The sequence below is a fragment of the Curtobacterium sp. AB7 genome, assembly GCF_044909335.1.
Taxonomy (GTDB): domain Bacteria; phylum Actinomycetota; class Actinomycetes; order Actinomycetales; family Microbacteriaceae; genus Curtobacterium.
The window spans coordinates 172,684-198,344 of the sequence record NZ_JBIYED010000005.1 but is presented as its reverse complement, the minus strand read 5'-3'; the positions used below and the strand labels follow the sequence as shown (position 1 = coordinate 198,344).

The window sequence follows — 25,661 nt, the reverse complement described above, 5'->3', positions numbered from 1 at the left end:
CATGCACGACGACATCCCCCTCACGACCGGACGGGCCCGCCGGGTCCTCGACGAGCGCATCACGCCGGCGGTGCACGCCACCGCCGTGCCGCTGGAGACCGCGTGGCACGAGCTGCCGGGGGAGCCGATCCCGCCGGCGCAGGGACTCGCGCTCGAGTTCACGCCGTACGAGGTCGGCACACCTTGGGGCGCCGCGTGGGGGACGACGTGGTTCCGGCTGACCGGGACGGTCCCGAGCGCATGGGCCGGACGTCGGGTCGAGGCCGTGGTCGACCTCGGGTTCGACAAGAACATGCCGGGGTTCCAGTGCGAGGGCCTCGTGTACCTGGCCGACGGCACGCCGGTGAAGTCGATCAACCCGCGCAACCAGTGGGTGCTGCTGACGGAACGGGCCGAGGGCGGCGAGACCATCGATCTCTTCGTCGAGGCGGCGTCGAACCCCGTCCTGCTCGACTACCACCCCTTCCTCGTCACGCACGAGGGCGACATCCAGACCTCGTCGTCGAAGCGGCTGTACACCTCGCGCCGGATGGACCTCGCCGTGTTCGAGTCCGAGGTGCACGAGCTCGCGCTCGACATCGACGTCCTGCTCGAACTGCAGGCCGAGCTGCCCGAGGGACCGCGACGGATGCGGATCCTGCAGGCCCTCGACGACGCGCTGGACCGGCTCGACCTGCAGCACATCGCAGCGACAGCGGGTGACGCCCGAGCGGCGCTCGCCGACGTGCTCGCCGCCCCTGCCGAATCGTCCGCACACACGATCTCGGCGATCGGCCACGCCCACATCGACTCCGCGTGGCTCTGGCCCGTCCGCGAGACGATCCGCAAGGTCGCACGCACCACCTCGACGATGACCGAGCTCATCGACCAGACCGACGACTTCCTGTACGGCATGTCGAGCGCCCAGCAGTACGCCTGGATCAAGGAGCACCGACCCGAGGTGTACGCCCGGGTCACGGCCGCCGTGCAGGCCGGCCGGTTCCTGCCGATCGGCGGCATGTGGGTCGAGTCCGACACCGTGATGCCCACCGGCGAGAGCATCGTCCGCCAGTTCTCGCAGGGGCAGCGGTTCTTCGAGCGCGAGTTCGGCATCCGGCCCAGGGGCGTCTGGCTGCCGGACAGCTTCGGGTACTCGCCGGCGCTGCCGCAGCTCATGCGCCGTGCTGGCTTCGAGTGGTTCTTCACGCAGAAGATCTCGTGGAACCAGGTCAACAAGTTCCCGCACCACACGTTCCTGTGGGAAGGCATCGACGGCTCGCGGGTGTTCTCGCACTTCCCGTCGATGGACACCTACAACTCGCGGCTGTCCGGCAGCGAGGTCGCGAAGGCCTCCCGCCAGTTCCGTGAGAACCGGCTCGCCACCGGGTCAATCGCCCCGGTCGGCTGGGGCGACGGCGGCGGTGGCACCACCCGCGAGATGACCGGCACGGCTGCGCGGCTCGCCGACCTCGAGGGCAGCGCGAAGGTGCGCTGGGAACACCCCGACACGTTCTTCGACCGTGCAAAGTCTGAGCTGCCCGACCCGCCGGTGTGGGTGGGGGAGCTGTACCTCGAGCTGCACCGCGCCACCCTGACCAGCCAGCACGGCACGAAGCAGGGCAACCGCCGGTGCGAACAGCTCCTCATCGAGGCCGAGCTCTGGGCCGCGACCGCCGCCGCACGCAGCGACTTCGCCTACCCGTACGACGAGCTCGACGCCCTGTGGCAGCAGGTGCTGCTCCAGCAGTTCCACGACATCCTGCCGGGCACCTCGATCGCCTGGGTGCACCGCGAGGCTGAGGCGAGGTACGCCGAGACGGCCGCGGCGCTGACCGCGATCATCGAGCAGGCGCTCTCGGCGCTCGCCGGTGCCGGAGACGCGGCCGTCGTCGTGAACCCGGCCCCGTTCCTCCAGGCCGGCGCACCCGCCCAGGGCGCCGTCCTGGCGACCGACGTGGCGGAACCGACCGCTGTAACGCTGACGGAGCAGGACGGCGGGTACGTACTGGCGAACGAGCTGGTACGCGTGACCGTCACCGACCAGGGACTCGTCACGAGCGCCGTCGACCTGGCCAGTGGGCGCGAGGCGATCGCCGCCGGGCAGGACGCGAACCTGCTGCAGCTGCACCAGGACTTCCCGAACATGTGGGACGCGTGGGACGTCGACCGGTACTACCGGAACCGGGTCGAGGACCTGGTGGACGTCTCGTCGCTCGAGGCCTCGGTCGACGACGCAGGTGTCGCACGGGTCGTCGTGTCGCGGTCCTTCGGCGACTCGACCGTGCGGCAGGAGATCGTCCTCGCACCGGACTCCCGCACGCTCGAGTTCGACCAGACGACCGACTGGCACGAGACCGAGAAGTTCCTCAAGGTCGCGTTCCCACTCGACGTCCGCGCCGAGCACACCGTCGCCGAGACGCAGTTCGGAGCGCAGAAGCGGGTGACGCACACGAACACCTCGTGGGAGGCCGCGAAGTTCGAGACCTCGATGCACCGCTACGTGCTCGTGTCCGAGCCGGGGTTCGGCGTCGCGCTGGTGAACGACTCGATCCACGGCTTCGACACCACCCGCGACGCCGTCGACGGGCACGTCACCACCACCGTGCGGCTGTCCCTGCTGCGGGCACCGCGGTTCCCCGATCCCGAGACCGACCAGGGCGTGCAGACGCACCGGTACGGCATCGTCATCGGGACGGACCAGCTCGGGGCCACCGCGGCGGGCGTCCGGATGAACGCCGGCGCGCGGACCGTCACCGGGGCGCACGGGTTCGCGCCGCTCGTGCGGGTGTCCGGCGGGGTCGTGCTGTCGAGCGTCAAGCTCGCCGACGACCGCTCCGGCGACCTGGTCGTGCGGGTGTACGAGCCGGTGGGTCGGCGGGGGACCGGCGGGATCGCGGTCGAGGGGCCGTTCGGTCCTGCTGCCGAAGTCACCTTGCTCGAGGAGCCGTTGTCCGCCACGAATGCCTCAGCTTTCGCCGTCGACGCGTACGAGGTGCGGACCTTCCGCTTCCCACGGAACTGACCAACCTGTTCACGACCAACCCATTCAAGGAGGAATGACATGAAGAAGTCCACGAAGTTCGGGATCGTGGCGGCCATCGCCGCGATGGTGGCGGCGCCACTGGTGCCGTCAGCCGCGACCGCAGCCCCGACCACTGCTGCAGCCGCCGGCACTGCCGCTGCCACCAAGTCCGGGCCGACGAGCATCGCCTACGTCGAGGTCAACAACGACCAGCTCGCCAACGTCGGCCGCTACACGTTGTCCGGTGGTGCGAACGCCTTCGACGTCGCGATCATCTTCGCGGCGAACATCAACTGGAACGGCTCCAAGGCTGTTCTGGTCAACAACGACAAGGTGCAGGCGACCCTCGACAACGCCGCCACGCAGATCAAGCCGCTGCAGGCGAAGGGCATCAAGGTGTCGCTGTCGGTCCTCGGCAACCACCAGGGTGCGGGCATCGCCAACTTCCCGACCCAGGCGGCCGCGTCGGACTTCGCGTCCCAGATCGCCGCCACCGTGTCGAAGTACGGACTCGACGGCGTCGACCTCGACGACGAGTACTCCGACTACGGCGCGAACGGCACCCCGCAGCCGAACCAACAGTCCATCGGCTGGCTCATCACCGCGTTGCGTGCCCAGATGCCCGGCAAGCTCATCTCGTTCTACGACATCGGCCCGGCCTCGTCTTCGCTGTCGTCGTCGAGCAGCACCATCGGCTCGAAGCTCGACTACGCCTGGAACCCCTACTACGGCACGTACTCGGCGCCGTCGATCCCGGGGCTCGGCAAGGACCGGTTGTCCGCGGCCGCGGTCGACATCCAGAACACCGCGCAGTCGACGGCGGTGTCGCTCGCTTCGCGCACGAAAGCGGACGGGTACGGCGTCTTCATGACGTACAACCTGCCGGGAGGCGACAAGTCCGCATACGTCTCCGCCCTGACGCAGCAGCTCTACGGGCAGGCCGCGACGTACCGCTGACGCGCTTGGCGTGCGCCCCGTGCTCTCCGGCTCCGGTCTGGGGGCGCGGGGCGCTTGGCGTGGGGCGCTGGAGGCTCGGCCTGGTGCGAGGCTCCGAACTCGGTGCGAGTACGCGGCCGTCGCACCGAGTGCGGAACCTCGCACGGAGCTCGGCCGACCTCGCACCGTGTGAGGGGCGCGGCCGTACGATCGCGGCATGGAGCTCCACTTCCGCGGCGAGGTCATCGAGTGGCGCGGCCCTTCGCCGTTCTTCTTCGCCGCTGTGCCGCCGGACGCCGCCGAGGTCATCGCCGACCTCGCGCCGATGCTCACGTACGGGTGGGGTGTGATCCCCGCCCGGGTGACGATCGGTGCCGTGACGTGGACCACCTCGCTGTTCCCGAAGGACGGCGGGTACCTCGTGCCGCTCCGGGCGGCCGAGCGCAAGCGCGCACACGTGGACCTCGGGGCCACCCCGCAGATCACACTCGAACTCGGCGGCCCCTGACCACGCGCGGTGCGCGCGTGTTCGCTCCGTGCGAGGTTGATCACTCGGTGCGCCGGAACAACCTCGCACCGAGCGTGTAACCGCGCACCAGCTGAAGCAAGGGAGGGGATGACGGGAATCGAACCCGCGTGGCCAGTTTGGAAGACTGGGGCTCTACCATTGAGCTACATCCCCGCGCTGCGCACGTGTCGCAGCCCGACCATCGTAGCGGACGAACGAGCACCGACATGCCACCCCGTGTGACGCTCCCGCCGACCGACGCCGATGCACGGCGGATCAAGCGGTCGCGGGTGGTCTCGTACGTGCTGGTGGTCCTCGCCGCGATCGTGTTCTCGATGCGCCCGGAGTTGTTCGGCGATCCGCAGTCGCAGCCCGCGCACGCCCTGCTGCACGTGTGGCGGATCGTCGTCGGGATCGTGCTCGGGGTGATGGCGCTCGGGGTCCAGGTGGTGGTCGGAGTGCAGTGGCGGAAGGGTGTGCGACGCGCCGCTGAACCCGATGACGTCCCTCCCGGGAACCGCGCACCGGGGGACCGCTAGACTCATCGGCGTCGCGTGCGCCCTTCGGCGTGCGCGAACACCCTGGCCCAGTCAAACGGGGCGTAGCTCAGCTTGGTAGAGCGCCCGCTTTGGGAGCGGGAGGTCGCAGGTTCAACTCCTGTCGCCCCGACCAGGTCCTCGAGAACCATCGACCACACGAACGTCAACCAACAGGAGAACATCCCGTGGCCACCAGCACCGTCGACAAGGTGAGCGACACCCGCGTCAAGCTCACCGTGAACGTGACGCCGGAAGATCTCAAGCCGAGCATCGACCACGCGTACAAGCACATCGCCGAGCAGATCAACATCCCCGGTTTCCGCAAGGGCAAGGTCCCGCCGGCGATCGTCGACCAGCGCGTCGGCCGTGGCGAGGTCCTGAACCACGCCGTCGGTGACGCCATCGACAACTTCTACCGCCAGGCGGTCGAAGAGCAGGAGCTGCGCATCCTCGGCCGTGCCGAGGCCGACGTCGCCGAGCTGCCGAACCTCGCCGACTTCGCGGGCGACCTCGTCCTCACCTTCGAGGTGGACGTGCGTCCCGAGTTCGACCTGCCGGACTACTCCGCGTACGAGCTCACCGTCGACGCCGTCGAGGTGTCGGACGACGAGATCGAAGAGGAGCTGCAGAACCTGCGCACCCGCTTCGGCACGCTCGTGACCGTCGACCGTCCGGCGAAGACCGGCGACTTCGCGCAGATCGACCTGACCGCCAGCATCGGCGACGACGAGGTCGACTCGGCCACGGGCGTCTCCTACGAGATCGGCTCCGGCGACTTGCTCGAGGGCATCGACGAGGCGCTCGAGTCCCTGACCGCCGGTGAGTCGACGAACTTCGAGTCGAAGCTCGTCGGTGGCGACCGCGAGGGCGAGACCGCCCAGATCGCCGTCACCGTCACCGCCGTCAAGGAGCGCGAGCTCCCCGAGGCCGACGACGAGTTCGCCCAGATCGCCAGCCAGTTCGACACGATCGACGAGCTCAAGGCGGACCTGAAGGAGCAGATCGCGAAGTCCAAGACCTTCGGTCAGGGCGCCGCGGCTCGCGACAAGCTCGTCGAGAAGCTCATCGAGGACGTCAACATCCCGATCTCGGAGCAGCTCATCGAGGACGAGGTGCACCGTCACCTCGAGCAGGAGAACCGCCTCGAGGACGACGAGCACCGCAAGGAGGTCTCCGAGTCCAGCGAGAAGGCCTTCCGCTCGCAGATCCTCCTCGACTCCATCGCCGAGAAGGAGGAGATCCAGGTCTCCCAGGAGGAACTGACCCAGTACCTCATCCAGGCTGCTGCGCAGTACGGCATGGAGCCGGCCGAGTTCATCAAGGTCATCGACCAGAACGGCCAGATCCCCGGCATGGTCGGCGAGGTCGCCCGCTCGAAGGCGGTCGCGACCGTCCTGTCGAAGGTGACCGTCAAGGACACCAACGGCGACGCAGTCGACCTGTCCGCCTTCACGGCGGGCGTCGCGCAGGCCCCTGCTGAGGACGCCGAGTAACGAACTCGACGCCACCAGCAACACGCAACGGGAGGCACGGTGCCAGCTGGCACCGTGCCTCCCGTCTCGTGTTTTCCGCACCACCGCATTGCTGTCGGCGAACACACGCGAAGTGGTGCGTTGCAACCGATAAGTTCGACAACAAGCGACAACTGAACGGGAGCTTTTCCATGGCCGAAGCAACACTGAACCCCAGTGTTTTTGACCGCCTTCTGAGAGACCGGATCGTGTGGCTCGGCTCCGAGGTCCGCGACGACAACTCGAACGAGATCGCAGCCAAGCTGCTGCTGCTCGCCGCCGAGGACCCTGAGAAGGACATCTACCTCTACATCAACTCGCCCGGTGGCTCGATCACCGCCGGCATGGCGATCTACGACACGATGCAGTTCGTCCCGAACGACATCGTCACCGTGGGCATCGGCCTGGCCGCGTCGATGGGACAGTTCCTGCTGTCCTCCGGCACGCCGGGCAAGCGCTACATCACGCCGAACGCCCGCGTCCTGCTGCACCAGCCGTCCGGCGGGTTCGGCGGCACCGCTGCCGACATCCAGACGCAGGCCAAGGTCATCCTCGACATGAAGCAGCGCATGGCGGAGCTCACGGCCGAGCAGACCGGCAAGTCGATCGAGCAGGTCCTCAAGGACAACGACCGCGACAACTGGTTCAGCGCACAGGAGGCCCTCGAGTACGGCTTCGTCGACCACCTGCGTGCCTCGTCGGCCGAGGTCGTCGGCGGTGGTGGCACCGTCGGCGACGGCGCGACGCCGACCGCGGCTGCCGACCCCGACGCCCAGTCCTGACCCCCACCGAAGAAAAGGAAACGAGAATGCATCTCCCAATGCTCGGTGGCGCGCAGAACGTCCCGGCTCCCTCCGATCGGTACATCCTGCCGAGCTTCGAGGAGCGCACGGCCTACGGCTACAAGCGCCAGGACCCGTACGCGAAGCTCTTCGAGGACCGCATCGTGTTCCTCGGCGTCCAGGTCGACGACGCGTCGGCTGACGACGTCATGGCCCAGCTGCTCGTGCTCGAGTCGATGGACCCCGACCGCGACATCGTCATGTACATCAACTCGCCCGGTGGCTCGTTCACGGCGATGACGGCGATCTACGACACGATGCAGTACATCCGTCCGCAGATCCAGACGGTCTGCCTCGGTCAGGCCGCCTCGGCCGCGTCGGTGCTCCTCGCCGGTGGCACGCCGGGCAAGCGTCTGGCCCTGCCGAACGCCCGCGTGCTCATCCACCAGCCCGCTGTCCAGCAGGGTGGCGGCCAGGCGTCGGACATCGAGATCCAGGCGGCGGAGATCCTCCGCATGCGCACCTGGCTCGAGGAGACGCTGTCGAAGCACTCCAACAAGACGCCGGAGGAGATCAACCACGACATCGAGCGCGACAAGATCATGTCCGCGCAGGAAGCCGTGGAGTACGGCCTGATCGACCAGGTCCTCACCAGCCGCAAGAACCTGCCGGCGCTCGTCAAGTAGCACCAGCAGGAACGACGAAGGCCCCGCACCGATCGGTGTGGGGCCTTCGTCGTGCAGCGGTGTCAGTCGTCGGTGTCGTCCGTCTCGGGCGCGGGGCGGCGTCGCAGGAGCAGCAGGACGGCGACGACCGCGGCGACGAGGACGACGCCTCCGGCGCCGATCCAGAGCGCGTCGGTCGCGGCCGAGTCGGTGTCGCCCGAGGCGGTGCCGGTGGTCGCGGCCGCGGTGGAGCCGTCTCTCGCGGTGGCGCAGGTCGGCGGCGTGGTCGATCCCGAGGCCGCGGAGAAGCCCGACGGGGCCTTCCACGTGAAGGCGTACTCGTCGGAGACGGTGTGGCCGTCGGCGGAGACGATCTGCCACTCGACGGTGTACTTCCCCGAGCCGCCGAGTGCGGCGGTCGTGGTCATCGAGGGGCCGTCGATGTTCACGCAGCCGTCCTCGTAGTACTTCCCGTCCGGACCCACGACCCGGAAGGCGAAGCCCGAACCGGAGTCGCCGATGTCGAGCAGCTTGTCGTTCGTGGTGATCTCGAACGCCTTCGGCAGGCTCGTGAGCGTGCCGCCGACCTCCGGGGTGGACGCGATCAGGTAGTTGTGCGCGCTGGCGGGACCCGCGAGCCCGAGGACCGCACCGCCCGCGATCGCGACGGCCGCGGCGGACCCGGCCACGAGCCTCCAGGCACAGGACCGCAGCCGAGTCCGACGCGAGCCGCGCTGCGTCACTTGGCGGAGCTCCGACGACGCGTGCCGGCGACGGCGACGACCAGGGCGACGGCGCCGAGCACCAGACCGCCCAGGCCGAGGAAGCGGCCGACCAGGTCGGGGTCCGCAGGGGTCGTCGAGCCGGCTGCGGCCTCGGCGGTCGGGGTGGTGGCGACCGGGTCACCGTCGTCGTCGGTGGCCTCGGCCGCGGTCAGCGTGATCGAGGGGGCCGGGTGCTCGGGCTCGGCCTCGCCGGCCTGCTGCTCCTGGTTCCACTCGACCGAGCCCTTCTCGCAGGTCTGCAGCACGGGGAACTCGACGAGGTCGCCGGCCTTGCCGTCCGGCAGGGAAAAGGAGAAGGAGAAGGTGTCGCGCTCGTCGGCGGGGAGGGGGGTCTTCGCCGTGTACGTGATGCTCGTGACCCGTTCGGCGGCGTCCTCGGCGTGCTCGCCGTCGGCCGACGCGGACGCGCTCGTGTAGGGCTCGGTCGTCTTCGAGATCTTCCAGTTCGGGTTGACCGTCGGCGTGACCTCGATGACGGACTCGGGCACCTGGAACTCGAGCTTCGTGGTGGGGGAGCCGTCGCAGCCGTGCGGGACCGAGAAGGTCGCCGTGGTGTACGAGTTCGCGGCGGTCGAGGTGGCCGTGGCGGACACGTGCGCGCTGGCTGCGCCGGCGGTGCCGAGGACGATGACGGCCACGGCGCCGAGGGTGACGGCGCCGCCGGCGGCGAGACGCTTCTGCATGGGGATCCTTCGATGGTCGGGACGGTGTTTCTACAACTTGTAGAGAAGACTGGATCACGGTAGCAGCCCCGAACGCCCTGGGCGAACGCGCGCGCGAAATCCCGCGGCGCCGCACGGTCGGTGTCACCGGTTGCGGTTAGGCTCGTGTCCACGACGAGGTGCCCACCAGCAGCGGTGCACCAGCGGCCGGTGCGAGTGCGCGGGCCGGCATGTCCAACCAGGGAGGCACGGCAATGGCACGCATCGGAGAGAGCGGGGACCTCCTCAAGTGCTCCTTCTGCGGCAAGAGCCAGAAGCAGGTGCAGCAGTTGATCGCCGGTCCGGGTGTCTACATCTGCGACGAGTGCGTCGAGCTGTGCAACGAGATCATCGAGGAGCGTCTGGCCGAAGCGGGCGAGGACACCTCGAGCGGTGACTTCGAACTGCCGAAGCCCCGCGAGATCTTCGACTTCCTGCAGGAGTACGTCATCGGGCAGGACCCGGCGAAGCGCGCTCTTGCCGTGGCCGTCTACAACCACTACAAGCGCATCCGTGCGCAGGGGCAGATCACCGCTGCCGAAGACCGCGACGACATCGAGATCGCGAAGTCGAACATCCTGCTCATCGGCCCGACCGGCTGCGGCAAGACCTACCTGGCGCAGACCCTGGCGAAGCGCCTCAACGTGCCGTTCGCCGTCGCCGACGCCACCGCCCTGACCGAGGCCGGCTACGTCGGTGAGGATGTCGAGAACATCCTGCTCAAGCTGATCCAGGCCGCCGACTACGACGTCAAGCGCGCCGAGACCGGCATCATCTACATCGACGAGGTCGACAAGATCGCCCGCAAGGCCGAGAACCCCTCGATCACGCGGGACGTCTCCGGCGAAGGCGTGCAGCAGGCACTGCTCAAGATCCTCGAGGGCACGGTCGCATCCGTCCCGCCGCAGGGCGGTCGCAAGCACCCGCACCAGGAGTTCATCCAGATCGACACGACGAACGTCCTGTTCATCGTGGCCGGTGCGTTCGCCGGGCTCGAGGACATCGTGTCCTCGCGCGTCGGCAAGCGGGGGATCGGCTTCGGCGCGCCGCTGCACAGTGCGACCGACCACCAGGACCTCTACTCCGAGGTCCTGCCGGAGGACCTGCACAAGTTCGGCCTGATCCCCGAGTTCATCGGTCGTCTGCCCGTCGTCACCACGGTGTCGCAGCTCGACCAGGCCGCCCTCATGCAGATCCTGACCGAGCCGAAGAACGCGCTGATCAAGCAGTACCAGCGGATGTTCCAGATCGACGGCGTGGAGCTCGAGTTCGACCAGGGTGCGCTCGAGGCGATCGCCGACCTGGCCGTGCTGCGCCAGACCGGTGCCCGTGGCCTGCGCGCCATCCTCGAAGAGGTCCTCGGCCCGGTGATGTTCGACGTCCCGTCCGACGATGACGTCGCCCGCGTGGTGATCACCCGCGAGTCCGTGCTCGAGAACGCGGCGCCGACCATCGTGCCCCGGCCGCGGGCGAAGCGCGTCGAGAAGTCGGCGTAGCGCTCCGCTCGCTCCGAAGCCCCGCACCGGATCGGTGCGGGGCTTCGTCGTGGTGGGGCGGTCGCACGGCCTGCGGGTCGGCGTCTGGTTCTTCCCATGACGGCTGCGATGGAAGGTGAGATCGGGCGTAGCTGGTCGAAAGTCCCGACCAGGTACGCCCGAATCGACGCGGTACGCCCGAAAGCGCCCGGTCCGCGCCGCGCGCCGCGCGCCTACTCGAGCCCGCGGCGGCGCAGCAGCGGGCCGACGTCGGCGTCGCGGCCGCGGAAGTCGCGGTACGCCTCGAGCGGGTCCTTCGACCCACCGACGCCGAGCAGGCGTTCCGCGAAGCGCCGACCGGCCGCGCGGTTCAGCCCACCGTTGTCACGGAACCACTCGACCGTGTCGGCGTCGAGCACCTCGGACCAGATGTAGCCGTAGTACCCGGCGTCGTACCCGCCCGAGAACGTGTGCGCGAAGTACGTCGACGAGTACCGCGGCGGCACGGCCTCGACCGCGATGCCGGCGGCCTCCAACGCCGAGCGCTCGAAGTCCTCGACGGACGTCACCGCGGCGGCCTCTGCGGCGGAGAGCCGGTGCCAGGCCTGGTCGAGCAGCGCCGCGGCCAGGTACTCGGTCGTGCCGAAGCCCTCGTTGAAGCCCTCGGACTCGCTCAGGCCCAGGACGAGCTCGGGCGGCAGCGGAGCACCGGTCTCGTGGTGCTTCGCGTAGTTCGCCAGGACCGACGGCCACGACACCCACATCTCGTTCACCTGGCTCGGGAACTCGACGAAGTCGCGCTCGACGTTCGTGCCCGAGAACCGGGGGTAGGTGGTGCGGGCGATGAGACCGTGCAGCGCGTGGCCGAACTCGTGGAAGAGCGTCTCGACCTCGTCCTGGATGAGCAGCGTCGGCGAGCCGGGTGCCGGCTTCGCGACGTTGAGGTTGTTCACCACGACGGGCAGCGTGCCGAGCAGCTCGGACTGCTCGACGACGGGGTTCATCCACGCGCCGCCGCGCTTGCCGTCGCGCGTGTACAGGTCGAGCAGGTAGAGCCCGACGGGCTCGCCGTCGTCGCCGGCGACCTCGAAGACACGGACCTCGTCGTTGTAGCCGTGCAGGTCCGGTCGCTCGGTGAAGGTCAGGCCGTAGAGGGCACCCGCGGCGTGGAAGACGCCGTCGTGCAGGACCCGGTCGGCCTCGAAGTACGGTCGGAGCGCCGAGCTGTCCGCGGCGAACTGCTCCCCGCGCAGGATCTCGGTGGCGTACGCCCAGTCCCACGACTCGATGTCGAACCCGACCGTGCGGGACCGGACGGCCCGCTCGTCGTCGGCGTTCCGTGCCGCAGCGCCGACGAGCGACGACAGCAGCCCGTCGACGGCCTCGGGGGTCTTCGCCGTCTCGTCGGCAGTGACGACCGAGGCGTGGTTCGGGAACCCGAGCAGTTCGGCGCGCTCGGCACGGAGCCGGACGATGCGCAGCAGGACCTCGCGGTTGTCGTACTGGTTGCCGCGGCGGCCGCGGGCGAGCGAGGCGCGCATGATCCGCTCGCGCAGGTCGCGGTTCGCGAGCGACGGCAGCCACGGGTGGCCGGTGTAGAGCGGCAGGGTGATGAGCCAGCCCTCGAGGCCGCGGTCCGCTGCGGAGCCGGCAGCGGCGGACTTCGCACCGTCGTCGAGCCCCTCGAGCTCGGCTTCGTCGGTCACGTGCACGGCGGAGTCGTTGGTGTCCTCGAGCAGGTTGCGCTCGAAGGTGGTGGTGAGCGTGGACAGCTCCTGGTTGATCGCGGTGAGACGCTCCTTGCCGGCGTCGTCGAGCCCGGCGCCCGCCAGGGTCATCTCGGCGTGGGTGCGCTCGACCAGGCGGAGCGCCTCGCCCTCGAGCCCGGCGGCTGCGGCGCCGTCGAGCACGGACTGCACGCGGGCGTAGAGCCGGGAGTCCAGCGTGATCGCGTCGCGGTGGGCCGCGAGCAACGGCGAGACCTCGGCCTCGAGGTCGTGCAGCTCCGGCGTCGAGTCCGCCGACGACAGCGTGAAGAACACGTGGCTGACACGGGTCAGCAGCTGCCCGGAGCGCTCGAGAGCGATGAGGGTGTTCTCGACCGTCGGTGCGTGCGGATCGGTGGCGATGGCCTCGACCTCGGCGCGCTGCTCGGCCATGCCGGCCTCGAAGGCCGGTCGGTAGTGCTCGAGTCGCACGTCGCCGAAGGGCGGCAGGGCGTAGGGGAGGGTGCTCGGGACGTCGAACGGGGTTGCCATCTCCCCACCCTATTCACGGGAGGCCCGTGGCGGCCTGGCCCCGCGCCTCCCGCCCGCCTTGTGGGTGCGTTCTCGGTCAGCGGGTCGCGGCGTCGATCAGCGTCGACGCAGCACGGCGGGCGTGCGCCGCTGGCGCCGTGGTGCCGGCGATGGCCGCAGTGGTCTGCGCACCCTCGGCGAGCAGGGCGAGCTGTGCGGCGAGTTCCTCGGCACGGCCCGGATCGGCGACGACCTCGGCGGTGAGCTCCTGCACGAACCGCTGGAACGAGTCCTTGTGGTCGCGGGCGATCTCGGCGACCGCAGGCGAGGTCGCGCCGAGCTCCCCGAAGGCGTTGATGAATCCGCAACCGCGGAACGTGTCGTCGCCGAACCACGACTCGAGGAAGTCGTACACGGCGAGCAGCTTGTCGCGCGGGGTGGTGGCCGCCTCGACCGCGCCGTGCACGCCGCGTTCCCACAGGTCGTGCCGCCCGGACAGGACGGCCGCGATGAGCTGCTCCTTGCCGGGGAACGCCGCGTAGAGCTTCTTCAGCGAGACGCCGGCGCCGGTGCGGATCTCGTCCATGCCGACGGACCGGATGCCGCGCGCGTAGAACAGCTGGTCGGCAACGTCCACGATGTGAGCGCGGACGCCGGCGTCGACCGTGCTGATGGTGCTGGTTGCCATGACGTACCCCGTTCGCTGCGTGTTCACCGTTCCCGAGTTGCGCCGGGAACGATCGTTCTCTAGTGTAAGGCACATCCACGGAGAACGGACGTTCTCCGTGAGGCTCAGGGAAGGAAACGATCATGGGTGCCATCACCGTCGGAACCGAGAACAGCGTCGACATCGAACTCCACTACGAGGACAAGGGAACCGGGCAGCCGATCGTGCTGATCCATGGCTTCCCCCTGGACGGCAACTCGTGGGAGGGCCAGACCCCGGCCCTGCTCGACGCCGGCTACCGCGTCATCACCTACGACCGCCGCGGCTTCGGGCAGTCCTCGCAGCCGTCCACCGGGTACGACTACGACACCTTCGCCGACGACCTGCACACCGTCCTGACGACCCTCGACCTGCGCGACGTGATCCTCGTCGGCTTCTCGATGGGCACCGGCGAGATCGCCCGCTACATCGGCCGCCACGGCGAGGACCGGATCGCCAAGGTCGCGTTCCTCGCCTCGCTCGAGCCGTTCCTGGCCATCACCGACGACAACCCCGACGGCGCCGGCCCGATGTCGTTCTTCGAGGGCATCGCCGCCGACGTGAAGAAGGACCGCTACGCGTACTTCACGAACTTCTACCAGGACTTCTTCAACCTGTCGGAGAACCTCGGCTCGCGCATCTCGGAAGAGGCCGTCCGCAACGCCTGGAACGTCGCCGCCGGCTCGGGAGCGATCGCGTCCGCCGCGGCACCGCTGACCTGGCCGACCGACTTCCGTCAGGACATCCCGAAGGTCACCGTCCCGGCGCTCATCGTGCACGGCACGGCGGACAACATCCTGCCGATCGACGCCACCGGCCGACGCTTCACCAAGGCCCTGCCGGCAGCGAAGTACGTCGAGATCGAGGGCGCCCCGCACGGCCTGCTCACCACGCACACTGCCGAGGTGAACGAGGTGCTGCTCACCTGGCTCGCCGAGTAGTCGCGAGCGGCGCGCGTCGAGAAGCGCCCGCATCGTGAGCAGAAATGGTCGGGTTCCCACTGAGGACCCGACCATTTCTGCTCACCGAGCAACTGCGCCGGCGCGTCAGTCCTCTTCCGCGGCGTCGTCGGGGTTCGTGACCTGCGCGTGCCCGGCATCGTCGAGGTGGATCGAGGTGCCGTCGTCGAGTTCGACGATCGGCTTGCCCTCCAAGAACGTCAGGGTCCAACCCCACGAACCGGTGTCGACCGACTCGGCCGCCAGCTCGTCCTCGACCCCGCGCACGGCGACGACCATCGCCTCGGGCAGTCGCGCAGGCGGCTCCCCACCCACGCTCCATCGTGTGCCCAACTGCATCCGTGCCTCCTGTCCGGTGGTGGACGGGCCGGATCGCCGACGCGACCCGGCCCGGACGACCGACGTTACGCCTGCTGTTCCGCCAGCTCGATCTCGGTGACGGCGAGCTCGTCGCCGTCGACGAACGACAGGTTCTCGATGCGGCCGACGGCCGCCAGGTCGACCGCCGCGCGCTCGATGAGCGCCCGCGTCTCGGCCGGCGCCGCGACGACGGCACGCGTGACGGGCGTCTTCTGGGACGCCTTCGCCGACGTCTTCGCGCCGCGGATCCCGATGAGCGCCTGTCCGACGGCCGCGAGCAGCCCGGTGGGGGCCGCGTCGGTGGGCAGGTCGGCAGCGGTCGGCCAGGAGGCCCGGTGCACGCTGGTCTCGTAAGTCCAGGCCCACACCTCTTCCGTCGCGTACGGGAGGAACGGTGCCAGCAGTCGGAGCAGCACGTCGATCGCGCCGCGCAGCGCCAGGACCGCGCTCGCCTGGGTCTCGTGCGTCGCGTCGGCCGCCGTGCCGTAGGCACGTTCCTTCACGAGCTCGAGGTAGTCGTCGCAGAAGGTCCAGAAGAACCGCTCCGTGATCTCGAGCGCGCGGGCGTGGTCGAATCCATCGAACGCGGCGGTGGCCTGCTCGACGACCGCACCGAGCTCGGCGAGCATGTCGACGTCGAGTGCCTCGGTCACGCTCGTGGCGCCCTCGGGTAGGGGGAAGCCGTAGACGAACTTGGCGGCGTTCAGCACCTTGATCGCCAGACGACGACCGACCTTGATCTGCTTCGGGTTCTGCGGGTCGAACGCCGCGTCGGTGCCGAGCTTGGACGAGGCCGCCCAGTAGCGGACCGCGTCGGCGCCGTGCTGCTCGAGGATCGACAGCGGCGTGACGACGTTGCCCTTCGACTTCGACATCTTCTTGCGGTCGGGGTCGACGATGAAGCCGGAGATGCTGGCGTGCTTCCACGGCACGGTGTCCGCTTCGAGCTGGCTGCGGAGCACCGTCGTGAAGAGCCACGTGCGGATGATGTCCTGCGCCTGCGGGCGGACGTCGTACGGGTAGACGAGGTCGTAGAGCGCCGGGTCGGTCTCCCACTTGCCCGCGAGCTGCGGGGTGAGCGACGACGTGGCCCAGGTGTCCATGACGTCGAGCTCGCCCTGGAACCCGCCGGCGACGCCGCGCTGGTCCTCGGAGTAGCCCGGAGCCGGGTCGGAGGACGGGTCGACGGGCAGCTGCGCCTCGGTCGGGACGATCGGCTGGTCGAACACCGGGTTACGGTCGGCGTCGAGCGGGTACCAGACCGGGATCGGCACACCGAAGAACCGCTGACGCGAGATGAGCCAGTCGCCGGACAGGCCACCGACCCAGTTGTCGTATCGGACGCGCATGAAGTCGGGGTGGAACGCGATCTCCTCGCCGCGGGCGCGGAGCGTCGTCTTGAGCGCTTCGTCGCGGGCACCGTTGACGATGTACCACTGGCGGGTCGAGACGATCTCGAGGGGCTTGTCGCCCTTCTCGAAGAACTTCACCGGGTGGTTGATCGTCTTGACGTCGCCGACGAGCTCGCCGGACTCGGTCAGGGCGTCCACGACGACCTTCTTCGCCGAGAACACGGTCTTGCCGGCCATCTCGGCGTAGAGCGCCTTGCCGGTCGCCGACTCGATCCACTCGGGCTCGTCGGAACGGACACGGCCGTCGAAGCCGAGGATCGCGCGGTTCGGCAGCTGCAGCTCGCGCCACCAGACCACGTCGGTGGTGTCGCCGAAGGTGCAGACCATCGCGATGCCGGCGCCCTTGTCCTTCTGCGCCAGGTGGTGCGCGAGCACCGGGACCTCGACGTCGAACAGGGGGGAGCGGACCGTGGTGCCGAACAGGTCCTGGAACCGCTCGTCGTCCGGGTGCGCGACGAGGGCGACGCACGCCGGCAGCAGCTCGGGACGGGTCGTCTGGATCACGACGTCGTCGCCGCCGTCCGCACGGTGGAACGCGATGCCGTGGTACGCGCCGGGCATCTCCTTGTCCTCGAGCTCGGCCTGTGCGACCGCGGTGCGGAACGTGACGTCCCACAGGGTCGGGGCGTCGGCCTGGTAGGCCTCGCCGCGCTCGAGGTTGCGGAGGAAGGCACGCTGCGCGCTCGCCCGCGAGGTCTCGTCGATGGTGCGGTACGACTGCGTCCAGTCCACCGACAGCCCGAGGGTGCGGAAGAGCTCCTCGAACTGCTGCTCGTCCTGCACGGTCAGCTGGTCGCACAGCTCGATGAAGTTGCGGCGCGAGATCGGCAGCTGGTCGGCGGCCTTCGACGACTTGCCGTCGCCGCCCTCGAACGGCGGCGTGAAGTCGGGGTCGTAGGGGAGCGTCGGGTCGCAGCGGACGCCGTAGTAGTTCTGCACGCGGCGCTCGGTCGGCAGGCCGTTGTCGTCCCAGCCCATCGGGTAGAAGACGTGCTTGCCCCGCATGCGCTCGAACCGCGCCTTGAGGTCGGTGTGCGTGTACGAGAAGACGTGCCCGATGTGCAGCGATCCGGAGGCGGTCGGCGGCGGGGTGTCGATCGAGTAGACGGCGTCGCGGTGGCCGGCGGCGTCACGGTCGAAGCGGTAGGTACCGTCCTGCTCCCAGACCGGCCCCCAGACCTGCTCGAGTCCGTCGACGCTGGGCTTCTCGGGCATGGGCTTGGTCATGGCTGCGCCTTCCGTGCGTGTGTGCGGCACCGAGTCCGTGATGAGGTGCCTGAGTGTCCCCGCTCGAGGCGAGGTGCCCCAATCGTAGCGGGCGGGACCGACGCGGCTCACGAGCGCTCGGAGCGGCGATTACCACACCGACCTGTCGGACACGCCGGAGACCTGGTAGTCTGTCGGAGTTTGTCCGGCGAGCGCGGGTTCGCAGGAACTGCACCGTTGCCGTCCGCCGGACGCCCGAAGGACGCACCGCACACCGGAGGAACTCTCTTGGCACCGAACGACGCACCCCACCCGCACGGCGATCGGCCGCAGCCGCACGGCGACCGACCGCTGCGCTCGAAGGGCGCTGCGAAGCGCGCTCGGCGCAAGCTGACGAAGGACGACGTCACCGTCGTCGAGGAGTCGCTGCTCAAGCGCGCCGTGGCGGCCGCCGCCCTCGGCAACGCGATGGAGTGGTTCGACTTCGGCATCTTCGCGTACCTGACCGTCACGATCTCGCAGGTCTTCCTGCCACAGGGCGACCCGGCCGCGAACATCGTCGCGACCTTCGGGTTCTTCGCCGCCGCCTTCATCGTCCGTCCGATCGGTGGCGCCGTCTTCGGCCCGATCGGCGACAAGATCGGCCGGCAGAAGGTCCTCGCGCTGACGATGATCCTGATGGCCGCCGGCACGCTGATGATCGGCCTGATCCCGTCGTACGACTCGATCGGCTTCTGGGCTCCGGTCCTGCTGCTCGTTGCCCGCTTCGTGCAGGGCTTCTCGACCGGCGGTGAGTACGGCGGCGCCGCGACCTTCATCGCCGAATACTCGCCGGACAAGCGCCGCGGGTTCATGGGCTCGTGGCTCGAGTTCGGCACCCTGGCCGGCTACGTGCTCGGCGCGTCGATCGTCACCGGCCTGCAGTTCGGCCTGTCCGAGGACGCCCTGCTCAGCTGGGGCTGGCGCATCCCGTTCATCATCGCGGGCCCGCTCGGCCTGATCGGCCTGTACCTGCGCCTCAAGCTCGAGGAGACCCCGGCCTTCCAGAAGCAGCAGGAGCAGGCCGCCGAGCGCGAGGGGCAGAAGACCCCGTTCCTCAAGCTCTTCGCCGAGAACTGGCGCGCACTCATCATCTGCATCGGCCTGGTCCTGGTCTTCAACGTGACCGACTACATGCTGCTGTCGTACATGCCGACCTACCTCGAGCAGAACCTCGGCCAGAACGCCACGTTCGGCCTCATCCTGATCGTCGTCGTGATGCTGCTCATGATGGTCGTCATCACGTTCGGTGGCCGGCTGTCCGACAAGTTCGGTCGTCGCCCGGTCCTCGCCGCCGGCTGCATCGGCTTCATCCTGCTGTCCTGGCCGGCCCTCAAGCTCGTCCAGACCGGCACGGGCGTCGGGGTGTTCTCCGGCCTGCTCATCCTCGGTGTCGTGCTCGTCACGTTCACCTCGACCATGCCGTCGACGCTGCCCGCGCTGTTCCCGACGATCATCCGCTACGGCGCCCTGGCGATCGCGTTCAACGTCTCGGTGTCGCTGTTCGGTGGCACCACCCCGCTCGCGACCTCGGCGCTCATCAACGCCGCGAAGGACGCCGGCTACGGCTGGGCCGAGGACATCCCCGCGTTCTACCTGATGCTGGCCGCCGTCATCGGGCTCGTCGCGGTGTACTTCACCAAGGAGACCGCCGCCACCCCGCTCATGGGCTCCGGCCCGACGGTCGGTTCCGAGGACGAGGTCGCCGGCGTGATCGACGACTACAACGACCCGACGTCGGAGTTCGCGCAGTCCGACTGGGCGAAGGAGTTCGCGACGAGTGAGATCCCGATCATCTCGGGTGACGCGGCGAAGAAGGAGTCCGCGGACTCCTGACCCCGGTCACACCCGCCCTGGAGGCCCGGTGCACGTCCGCCACGGACGCGCACCGGGCCTCCGATCACGTTCAAGGGCCGTGGTGCGGCCCCGAGACTCGGAGTCAGCGACCCGACTCGGGGCCTGCGGCCCGAGTCGGGTCGCCCTGCGCGAGACTCGGGCCGGCGGCGAGCCGCTCGGCCGCCTGCAGCAGGTGCGCGGTCACCGGGTGCGCCGGGCGCGCGAACACTGTCGCGGCGGGGCCGTGCTCGACGACCGCGCCCCGGTGCACGACCAGCACGTCGTCGGCCATCCGGCGCACGGCCCGCAGGTCGTGCGAGACGAACACCATCGCCACGCCGGTGGCGTCGCGGAGCCGCTCGAGCAGGGTCAGCACGGCGTCCTGCACGGTGGCGTCGAGGGCGGTGACCGGCTCGTCGAGGACGATCACCTCGGGGTCGGTGGCCAACGCCCGGGCGATCGCGAGTCGCTGCCGTTGCCCACCGGACAGGGTCAGCGGTGACCGCGGCCGGAGCGCCGGGTCGAGGTCGACCTGTCGCAGGGCTGCGTCCACCCGGGCGGCGAGGGAGCCACGGGCGCGGCGGTCGTCGCCCCGCGAGAACGCGTCGGCGAGGACCCGCTCGACCGACCACCGCTCGTCGAACGTGGCACCGGGGTCCTGCACGACGGCGGCGACCCGGTGGCGTCGCGGTCGTCGGTCGCGCTCGGGCAGCGGTACCCACGGCGTTCCGTCGAGTGCGACCGTGCCGGCGTCGGGCGTCTCGAGCCCGAGCAGCATCCGCGCCAGGGTGGTCTTGCCCGACCCCGAGGCGCCGATCACCCCGAGCACCCGCCCGCGGTCGAGCCCGAACGACACGTCGTCGACGGCGCGGACGCCCTCGTAGTCGCGCGCGAGGCCCGCGGCGACGAGGACGCCCCTCGCACCGTGCGAGGTTGCGCGCTGGGTACGGCGGTCGCCGATCGGCGCACGGTGCGTGAACGTGCGCTCGGTGCGAGGTTGCCCGCTCGGTGCGTCGTCAGAGGCCTGCACGGAGCCATCAACCTCGCACCGGTCGACCAGATCGGCACCGTGCGCAGCGCGCACCAGGGCCTGCGTCGCGGCGTGCTGCGGATCCTGCAACACCGCGGCGACCGGCCCCTGCTCGACGATCCGCCCCGCGTGCATGACGGCCACCCGGTCGGCCCACCCTGCGACGAGCCCGAGGTCGTGCGTGATGACGAGCAGTCCCGCCCCACGCTGCTGCGCCGCCCGGAGCTGCTCCATCACGGTGACCGCGACCCCGGCGTCCAGTGCGGTCGTGGGCTCGTCGGCGACCACGAGCGCTGGCGACCCGATGGTGGCCGCCGCGATGAGGGCGCGCTGCCGCATCCCGCCCGACAGCGTGCCGGCGAGTCGGCCGTCGGTCGCGATGTCCGGGTCGAGGCCCACCGCCTCCAGGGCATCGCGCACGGCGTCCACGCGCTCGGCCGCACCCATCTCGGTGTGCAGGCGGAGGCTGTCGGCGACCTCGCGCCCGACCGGACGCAGCGGGTCCAACGCGCCGAGGGCCTCCTGGCCGACGTAGCCGACCCGCGACCCGCGCACCTGACGCCACCGTCGGTCGGAGAACGCCCGGACGTCGAGGCCGGCGACGGTGAAGGCGTCGGCGCGGACGGCGGAGCCGGGTGCGGACAGGCCGAGCGCGGCGCGGGCGGTGACGGTCTTGCCGGAGCCGGACGCGCCGACCAGGGCGACGCACTCGCCGGCGTCGACCCGCAGGGCGACGTCGTGCACGATCGGCGTGCCCGCGATGGCGACGTGCAGCGCCTGGACCTCGAGGACGGTGGTCATCGGACGACTCCTGTTCGGCGGATCGCGCGACCGAGCACAGTGACGGCGGTCGCGAGCACCACGATGGCGAGCCCGGGGAAGGTGCTCATCCACGGTGCGGTCTGCAGGTAGGTCCGGCCGTCGGCGAGCATCGCGCCCCACTCCGGGGCCGGGGGAGGTGTGCCGACGCCGAGGTAGCTCAGCGCCGAGGCCCAGACGATCGCCTGGCCGACGCCGAGCGTGGCGACGGCGACGACGGGCCAGAGTGCGGTCGGCAGGACGTGCCGGACCACGATGCGGACGGGGGAGCGGCCGAGCAGCACGGCGGTCTCGACGACCTGCGACGACCGGGCCGCGCGGACCAGACCACGGACGATGCGGGCGTAGCCGGGGGCGGTGGCGAAGCCGACGGCGAGCACGGCGGGCACCGGGCCGGGGCCGGTGACGGCGATGACCACGAGGGCGACGAGCAGCAGCGGCAGGGCGAACGCGACCTCGGTGACGCGGCCGATCACGGCGTCGAGTAGCCGGCCGACACGTCCGGCGCCGGCGCCCAGTCCGGCGACGACCCCGAGGACGACGCCGGTCCCGCCGCCGATCAGGGTCGCGGCCACACCGACCACGAGCGAGGCCCGCGTGCCGGCGACGACCCGGGACAGGACGTCGCGTCCGGATTCATCGGTGCCGAAGGGGTGCGCGCCGCTCGGTGCGAGGAGCGCCTCGGACGGGTGCACCGCGAGCGGGTCCGCGCCGCCGAGCAGCGCCGGCCACGCGGCCGCCACGACGGCGAGCAGGACCACGGCGCCTGCGACCGTGCCGGGGACGCCGAGGACACGTCGCCGGCGACGTGCTGCTGCCGGACGTCCGTCGACCGGTTCACCGGCCAGGAGGCTCGGCTCGGCGATGCCGCTCACCGCGCCGCCGCCTCGGGGCCGGGTCCACGGCGTCGCGCGGCTCGCGGGGCGCCGGTGCGCCGGCCTCCGGTGCGCGGGTCGACGACACGTTCGACGAGGTCGGCAACCGCGAGCACCACGACGTAGGCGGCGGCGGACACCAGCGCGATGCCGGCGACGAGCGGCATGTCCCGCTGCGTCACCGCGGTCACCAGGGCGCGACCGATGCCGGGCAGCGCGAACACGGACTCGACGACGACGGCGCCGGACACGAGGGACCCGAAGGCCCAAGCGGACAGGGCGATCCCGGGCAGCGCCGCGTGGCGCAGCAGGTGCCGGGCGAAGAGCCCGAGGCGGGTCTCACCGCGGCCCCGGGCGGCGAGGGCGAACGCGGACCGCTGCGCGTCGACCACCCCGTCCCGCACGGTCTCGGCCAGGTACCCGGCCACCGGCACGGCCACCGTCAGCACCGGCAGCACCCAGCCGCGCACCGTGCCGTCGCTGACCGCCGGCACCCAGCCGAGGGCGCTCGCGAACACCACGATGAGCACGCTGCCGAGCCAGAAGTGCGGCATCACGCTCGCGGTGACGCTCAGCGCGCTCGTCAGTCCTGTGGCGAACCGACCGCGCTGCGTCGACCACCACGCCGCGACGATCGCCAGAGCCCAGGCCACGACGAGCCCGGCGACCGCCAGGGTGAGCGTGACGGGCAGCTGCTGGCCGAGCAGCGTCGCGACCGGGGTGCGGAAGGCGTACGAGTCACCGAGCTGCAGGGTGGCGAGGCGGCCGAGGAACACGGCGTACTGCACGAGCACCGGCTGGTCGAGGCCGTACTCGTGCCGGACCTGGGCGACGGCCTCGGCGGAGGCCTGCGAGCCCGGGCCTCCGAGGATCGCGAGTGCGGGGTCGCCGGGGATGAGCCGGATCGCGACGAACACGATCGTCGCGACGGCCCAGAGCACGCCGATACCGCCCGCGAGCCGTCGGACGGCCCACCACACCCAGGGCATCCGCGTCAGCGGTCGATCCAGGCCGTGCCGAACCAGGGCGTGGACACCGAGGTCGTCTGGACGCCGTGCACGGCCGAGCGCACCAGGAAGTGGTTCTGCTGGTCGTAGAGGGGCAGCACGGTGTCGCTCGCCAGGATCGTCTTCTGCGCCTGCTCGTACAGGTCGGCGCGCTCGTCCGAGTCCGAGGTGCGGGCGGCCCGCTCGAGCAGGGTGTCGAGCGCGGGGTCGTCGAGCTGCGCGAGGTTCGCGAAGTACCCGGACGGCGCCGGCTCGATGCTCGCGCTGTCGTACAGGATGCGCAGGACGTCGGGGCCGACCTTCGTGTACGGGGCGCTGACCACGTCGTACTCGTTCGCCGCGAGGGCGGCGTACCAGCTGGAGAGGTCGAGTTCGTCGAGCACGACCTTGAACCCGACGGCCTTCTCGGACGCCTGGATCTGCTGGAACAGGCTGCGCTCGGCCGGCACCGACTGGTTCGTCGACACCGGGAACGTCACGGTGAGCTGCTTGCCGTCCTTGACGCGGATGCCGTCCGATCCGACCTTCCAGCCGGCGTCGTCGAGCAGTTGCTTCGCCTTCGACGGCGAGTAGTCGAACCGGCTCTTCTCGGAGTACGCCAGCGGTTCGGCACTCGAGAGCACGGAGTACGAGCGCTTCGCGGTGCCGAGGAACAGCGACTGCAGGCCGGGGTCGATGTCGGCGCCCGCGATGAACGCCTGGCGCACTGCGTCGTCACGGAACACGCCGTGGCCGGAGTTCAGTTCGAGGCGGTTCGAGGCACCGGGGCGCGGGGCGTCGAGGTCGCGGATCGAGCCCTTCGACGACGCCGCCTTGAGCTGGTCGGGCTGGGCGTTGTCGATGACGTCGACCTGCCCGGACTGCAGCGCCGCGTAGCGCGACGTCGAGTCGGGCAGGAAGCGCCACGTGATGCCGGACAGGCGCGGCTTCGTCGTGCCCCAGTAGTCGCTGTTCTTCGTCAGGGTGACGCGGTCGCCGTGCTTCCATCCGGTGATCTCGAACGGGCCGGTGCCGACGGGGGACTCGCAGTTGGTCGCCTGCTCGCGCTCGAGTGCCTTGGGGGACTCCATGCCGACCCACGGCTGCGAGAAGGACTCGAGCAGCGCGCTGTCCGGACGGCTCAGCGAGAGCGTCACGGTGTGGTCGTCGGTGGCCGTCGCCTTCGAGATGGACTGCAGCGCGAGGTAGCCGGTGCTCGACGCGGTGGCCGGGTCCTGCACGTGCTCGATGTTCGCCACGACGGCGGCGGCGTCGAACGGGGTGCCGTCGGTGAAGGTGACGTCGTCGCGCAGCGTGAAGGTGAGGGTCTTGCCGTCGTCGCTCGTGGTCCACTTCGTCGCGAGCTCGGGCGTCGGCTCGCCGTCCTCGAGCCCGACGAGCTCCTCGATGTACTGCGTCGCCAGGAGCGCCTGCGGGTAGTTGCCGCCGACGTGCGGATCGAGGCAGGTGGGCTCGGCGTCGCCGGAGGCGTACGTCAGGGTCCCGCCGCTCACCGGCTTGCTGCTCGTGGTGCTCGTCCCGGGGCCGCTGCACCCCGCGAGGACGAGGACGACGGCGGTGGCGGTCGCGACGGCGGCGACGGTTTTCTGTACTGAGTCCAAGATCATGGCTGGACGAGTCTAGCGGTTTACTGGGGCCCATGGACGAACCGATCCGCCGCGGTGGCCGCCCTCGACGCTCGAGCGCCGAGGTCCTCGCGGACGCCGCTGCCGAGCTGTTCCTCGAGCAGGGGTACGGACGCACCACGGTCGACCAGATCGCCGTGCGTGCGGGGGTCAGTCGCGCGACGTTCTTCAACTACTTCACGGCGAAGTCGGACGTGATGTGGCTCGAGCTCGACGCCGCGGTCGCGGGGCTGCCCGGGTACCTGGCGGCCTCGACCGAGCCCAGTGCGGTGCGTGCGGTGGAGCAGGCCCTGCTCGCCGCGGCCCGGGCCCACGACCCCGAGCGGGTGCCGTGGGCGGTCGCGCAGGCCGAGGTGATGGGCATCGGCGCCGAGCTCGTCGCCGGCGTCGCCGTCCGGGTGATGGCGCAGCACGGGGCCGTCGCCGCCTTCGTGGCCGGGCGCACGGGGGAGCAGCCGGGATCGCTCTGGCCGCAGACCGTGTCCGGGGCGATGCTCGGTGCCGCGGGGGCGGCGTTCGGGGTCTGGGTGGCGGACGGGGTCGGTCGTCGGGCGCTCGTCGAGTACGTCGGTGCCGCGCTCACGCCGGTCACGTCGGGCCTCGACGCGCACTGAGCCGCCGCACCAACCGGACGGTCCGCCGCACTG

General features: G+C 70.3%; 21 protein-coding genes and 2 tRNA genes. 12 read left to right on the top strand and 11 right to left on the bottom strand.

Annotated elements, in window-relative coordinates; translation table 11 throughout:
- Position 1 precedes the first annotated feature (1 nt).
- The 3 genes from ABH929_RS12640 to ABH929_RS12630 all read left to right on the top strand — a co-directional run bounded on the left by ABH929_RS12640 (position 2) and on the right by ABH929_RS12630 (position 4,445).
- On the top strand, positions 2-3,001 hold the full coding sequence (locus ABH929_RS12640) for an alpha-mannosidase (protein WP_404561485.1): 3,000 nt from the start codon (positions 2-4) through the stop codon (positions 2,999-3,001).
- Positions 3,002-3,040: 39 nt separating this feature from the next.
- Positions 3,041-3,958, top strand: coding sequence for an endo-beta-N-acetylglucosaminidase H (locus ABH929_RS12635; RefSeq protein ID WP_404561484.1), 918 nt, complete (start codon positions 3,041-3,043; stop codon positions 3,956-3,958).
- Positions 3,959-4,154: 196 nt separating this feature from the next.
- Positions 4,155-4,445, top strand: coding sequence for a DUF1905 domain-containing protein (locus ABH929_RS12630; RefSeq protein WP_404561483.1), 291 nt, complete (start codon positions 4,155-4,157; stop codon positions 4,443-4,445).
- Positions 4,446-4,548: 103 nt separating this feature from the next.
- Here the strand turns inward: ABH929_RS12630 and ABH929_RS12625 are convergent.
- Positions 4,549-4,619: transfer RNA gene (locus ABH929_RS12625), tRNA-Gly, on the bottom strand.
- Positions 4,620-4,672: 53 nt separating this feature from the next.
- On the opposite strand from ABH929_RS12625, the gene ABH929_RS12620 reads away from it, so the two are divergent.
- The 5 genes from ABH929_RS12620 (at position 4,673) to ABH929_RS12600 (ending at position 7,963) form a co-directional block, all read left to right on the top strand.
- On the top strand, positions 4,673-4,984 hold the full coding sequence (locus tag ABH929_RS12620) for a hypothetical protein (protein WP_404561482.1): 312 nt from the start codon (positions 4,673-4,675) through the stop codon (positions 4,982-4,984).
- 56 nt (positions 4,985-5,040) lie between these two features.
- Positions 5,041-5,117 (top strand) — tRNA-Pro (locus ABH929_RS12615).
- Positions 5,118-5,169: 52 nt separating this feature from the next.
- The gene (tig, locus tag ABH929_RS12610) at positions 5,170-6,477 is read left to right on the top strand and encodes a trigger factor (protein WP_159572754.1); all 1,308 of its coding nucleotides are present in this window, start codon (positions 5,170-5,172) and stop codon (positions 6,475-6,477) included.
- Between the two features lie 170 nt (positions 6,478-6,647).
- A complete protein-coding gene (locus ABH929_RS12605) occupies positions 6,648-7,277 on the top strand; it encodes an ATP-dependent Clp protease proteolytic subunit (protein WP_111084515.1) in 630 nt (209 codons plus the stop codon).
- A gap of 26 nt (positions 7,278-7,303) precedes the next feature.
- A complete protein-coding gene (locus tag ABH929_RS12600; RefSeq protein ID WP_111084516.1) occupies positions 7,304-7,963 on the top strand; it encodes an ATP-dependent Clp protease proteolytic subunit in 660 nt (219 codons plus the stop codon).
- 62 nt (positions 7,964-8,025) lie between these two features.
- Here the strand turns inward: ABH929_RS12600 and ABH929_RS12595 are convergent, their stop codons facing one another.
- Both ABH929_RS12595 and ABH929_RS12590 read right to left on the bottom strand, forming a co-directional pair.
- Positions 8,026-8,631: a copper resistance protein CopC gene (locus ABH929_RS12595; RefSeq protein ID WP_404561481.1), complete on the bottom strand. Its 606-nt coding sequence runs from the start codon at positions 8,629-8,631 to the stop codon at positions 8,026-8,028.
- A 50-nt stretch (positions 8,632-8,681) separates the two neighbouring features.
- Positions 8,682-9,410: a YcnI family protein gene (locus ABH929_RS12590; protein ID WP_404561480.1), complete on the bottom strand. Its 729-nt coding sequence runs from the start codon at positions 9,408-9,410 to the stop codon at positions 8,682-8,684.
- A gap of 233 nt (positions 9,411-9,643) precedes the next feature.
- Between ABH929_RS12590 and clpX the strand changes: the two genes are divergently transcribed.
- Positions 9,644-10,924, top strand: coding sequence for an ATP-dependent Clp protease ATP-binding subunit ClpX (gene clpX, locus ABH929_RS12585; protein WP_111084519.1), 1,281 nt, complete (start codon positions 9,644-9,646; stop codon positions 10,922-10,924).
- A gap of 212 nt (positions 10,925-11,136) precedes the next feature.
- Here the strand turns inward: clpX and ABH929_RS12580 are convergent, their stop codons facing one another.
- Positions 11,137-13,161: a M3 family metallopeptidase gene (locus ABH929_RS12580; protein ID WP_404561479.1), complete on the bottom strand. Its 2,025-nt coding sequence runs from the start codon at positions 13,159-13,161 to the stop codon at positions 11,137-11,139.
- Positions 13,162-13,237: 76 nt separating this feature from the next.
- On the bottom strand, positions 13,238-13,828 hold the full coding sequence (locus tag ABH929_RS12575) for a TetR/AcrR family transcriptional regulator (RefSeq protein ID WP_404561478.1): 591 nt from the start codon (positions 13,826-13,828) through the stop codon (positions 13,238-13,240).
- A 122-nt stretch (positions 13,829-13,950) separates the two neighbouring features.
- Here ABH929_RS12575 and ABH929_RS12570 point away from each other — a divergent pair, with 122 nt between their 5' ends.
- A complete protein-coding gene (locus ABH929_RS12570) occupies positions 13,951-14,787 on the top strand; it encodes an alpha/beta fold hydrolase (RefSeq protein ID WP_263091742.1) in 837 nt (278 codons plus the stop codon).
- Positions 14,788-14,892: 105 nt separating this feature from the next.
- Here ABH929_RS12570 and ABH929_RS12565 read toward each other — a convergent pair whose 3' ends face one another.
- Together ABH929_RS12565 and valS are read right to left on the bottom strand one after the other, a co-directional pair.
- Positions 14,893-15,144 carry a hypothetical protein gene (locus ABH929_RS12565; RefSeq protein WP_111084522.1) on the bottom strand — a complete coding sequence of 84 codons (252 nt, stop codon included), beginning with the start codon at positions 15,142-15,144 and terminating at the stop codon, positions 14,893-14,895.
- A 65-nt stretch (positions 15,145-15,209) separates the two neighbouring features.
- Positions 15,210-17,804 carry a valine--tRNA ligase gene (gene valS, locus ABH929_RS12560; protein ID WP_404561477.1) on the bottom strand — a complete coding sequence of 865 codons (2,595 nt, stop codon included), beginning with the start codon at positions 17,802-17,804 and terminating at the stop codon, positions 15,210-15,212.
- 267 nt (positions 17,805-18,071) lie between these two features.
- Here valS and proP point away from each other — a divergent pair, with 267 nt between their 5' ends.
- The gene (gene proP, locus ABH929_RS12555; RefSeq protein ID WP_404561476.1) at positions 18,072-19,658 is read left to right on the top strand and encodes a glycine betaine/L-proline transporter ProP; all 1,587 of its coding nucleotides are present in this window, start codon (positions 18,072-18,074) and stop codon (positions 19,656-19,658) included.
- 103 nt (positions 19,659-19,761) lie between these two features.
- Here the strand turns inward: proP and ABH929_RS12550 are convergent, their stop codons facing one another.
- The 4 genes from ABH929_RS12550 to ABH929_RS12535 are packed head-to-tail and all read right to left on the bottom strand — an operon-like array spanning position 19,762 to position 24,996.
- The gene (locus ABH929_RS12550) at positions 19,762-21,489 is read right to left on the bottom strand and encodes an ATP-binding cassette domain-containing protein (RefSeq protein WP_404561475.1); all 1,728 of its coding nucleotides are present in this window, start codon (positions 21,487-21,489) and stop codon (positions 19,762-19,764) included.
- Positions 21,486-22,382, bottom strand: a complete 897-nt coding sequence (locus ABH929_RS12545; protein ID WP_404561474.1) for an ABC transporter permease — start codon at positions 22,380-22,382, stop codon at positions 21,486-21,488. Before ABH929_RS12545 ends, ABH929_RS12550 begins: the two co-directional genes overlap by 4 nt.
- Positions 22,379-23,371: an ABC transporter permease gene (locus tag ABH929_RS12540; RefSeq protein ID WP_404561473.1), complete on the bottom strand. Its 993-nt coding sequence runs from the start codon at positions 23,369-23,371 to the stop codon at positions 22,379-22,381. The genes ABH929_RS12545 and ABH929_RS12540 overlap by 4 nt, the downstream gene beginning before the upstream one ends.
- A gap of 5 nt (positions 23,372-23,376) precedes the next feature.
- Positions 23,377-24,996, bottom strand: a complete 1,620-nt coding sequence (locus tag ABH929_RS12535) for an ABC transporter substrate-binding protein (RefSeq protein ID WP_404561472.1) — start codon at positions 24,994-24,996, stop codon at positions 23,377-23,379.
- Between the two features lie 32 nt (positions 24,997-25,028).
- On the opposite strand from ABH929_RS12535, the gene ABH929_RS12530 reads away from it, so the two are divergent.
- The gene (locus tag ABH929_RS12530; RefSeq protein ID WP_404561471.1) at positions 25,029-25,628 is read left to right on the top strand and encodes a TetR family transcriptional regulator; all 600 of its coding nucleotides are present in this window, start codon (positions 25,029-25,031) and stop codon (positions 25,626-25,628) included.
- The last annotated feature ends 33 nt before the right edge of the window (positions 25,629-25,661 follow it).

Coding starts and splice junctions, on each gene's coding strand:
- ABH929_RS12640 (WP_404561485.1), top strand. CDS start 2: ATGCACGACGACATCCCCCTCACGACCGGACGGGCCCGCCGGGTCCTC.
- ABH929_RS12635 (WP_404561484.1), top strand. CDS start 3,041: ATGAAGAAGTCCACGAAGTTCGGGATCGTGGCGGCCATCGCCGCGATG.
- ABH929_RS12630 (WP_404561483.1), top strand. CDS start 4,155: ATGGAGCTCCACTTCCGCGGCGAGGTCATCGAGTGGCGCGGCCCTTCG.
- ABH929_RS12620 (WP_404561482.1), top strand. CDS start 4,673: ATGCCACCCCGTGTGACGCTCCCGCCGACCGACGCCGATGCACGGCGG.
- ABH929_RS12605 (WP_111084515.1), top strand. CDS start 6,648: ATGGCCGAAGCAACACTGAACCCCAGTGTTTTTGACCGCCTTCTGAGA.
- ABH929_RS12600 (WP_111084516.1), top strand. CDS start 7,304: ATGCATCTCCCAATGCTCGGTGGCGCGCAGAACGTCCCGGCTCCCTCC.
- ABH929_RS12590 (WP_404561480.1), bottom strand. CDS start 9,410: ATGCAGAAGCGTCTCGCCGCCGGCGGCGCCGTCACCCTCGGCGCCGTG.
- clpX (WP_111084519.1), top strand. CDS start 9,644: ATGGCACGCATCGGAGAGAGCGGGGACCTCCTCAAGTGCTCCTTCTGC.
- ABH929_RS12580 (WP_404561479.1), bottom strand. CDS start 13,161: ATGGCAACCCCGTTCGACGTCCCGAGCACCCTCCCCTACGCCCTGCCG.
- ABH929_RS12575 (WP_404561478.1), bottom strand. CDS start 13,828: ATGGCAACCAGCACCATCAGCACGGTCGACGCCGGCGTCCGCGCTCAC.
- ABH929_RS12570 (WP_263091742.1), top strand. CDS start 13,951: ATGGGTGCCATCACCGTCGGAACCGAGAACAGCGTCGACATCGAACTC.
- ABH929_RS12565 (WP_111084522.1), bottom strand. CDS start 15,144: ATGCAGTTGGGCACACGATGGAGCGTGGGTGGGGAGCCGCCTGCGCGA.
- valS (WP_404561477.1), bottom strand. CDS start 17,804: ATGACCAAGCCCATGCCCGAGAAGCCCAGCGTCGACGGACTCGAGCAG.
- ABH929_RS12550 (WP_404561475.1), bottom strand. CDS start 21,489: ATGACCACCGTCCTCGAGGTCCAGGCGCTGCACGTCGCCATCGCGGGC.
- ABH929_RS12540 (WP_404561473.1), bottom strand. CDS start 23,371: ATGCCCTGGGTGTGGTGGGCCGTCCGACGGCTCGCGGGCGGTATCGGC.
- ABH929_RS12535 (WP_404561472.1), bottom strand. CDS start 24,996: ATGATCTTGGACTCAGTACAGAAAACCGTCGCCGCCGTCGCGACCGCC.
- ABH929_RS12530 (WP_404561471.1), top strand. CDS start 25,029: ATGGACGAACCGATCCGCCGCGGTGGCCGCCCTCGACGCTCGAGCGCC.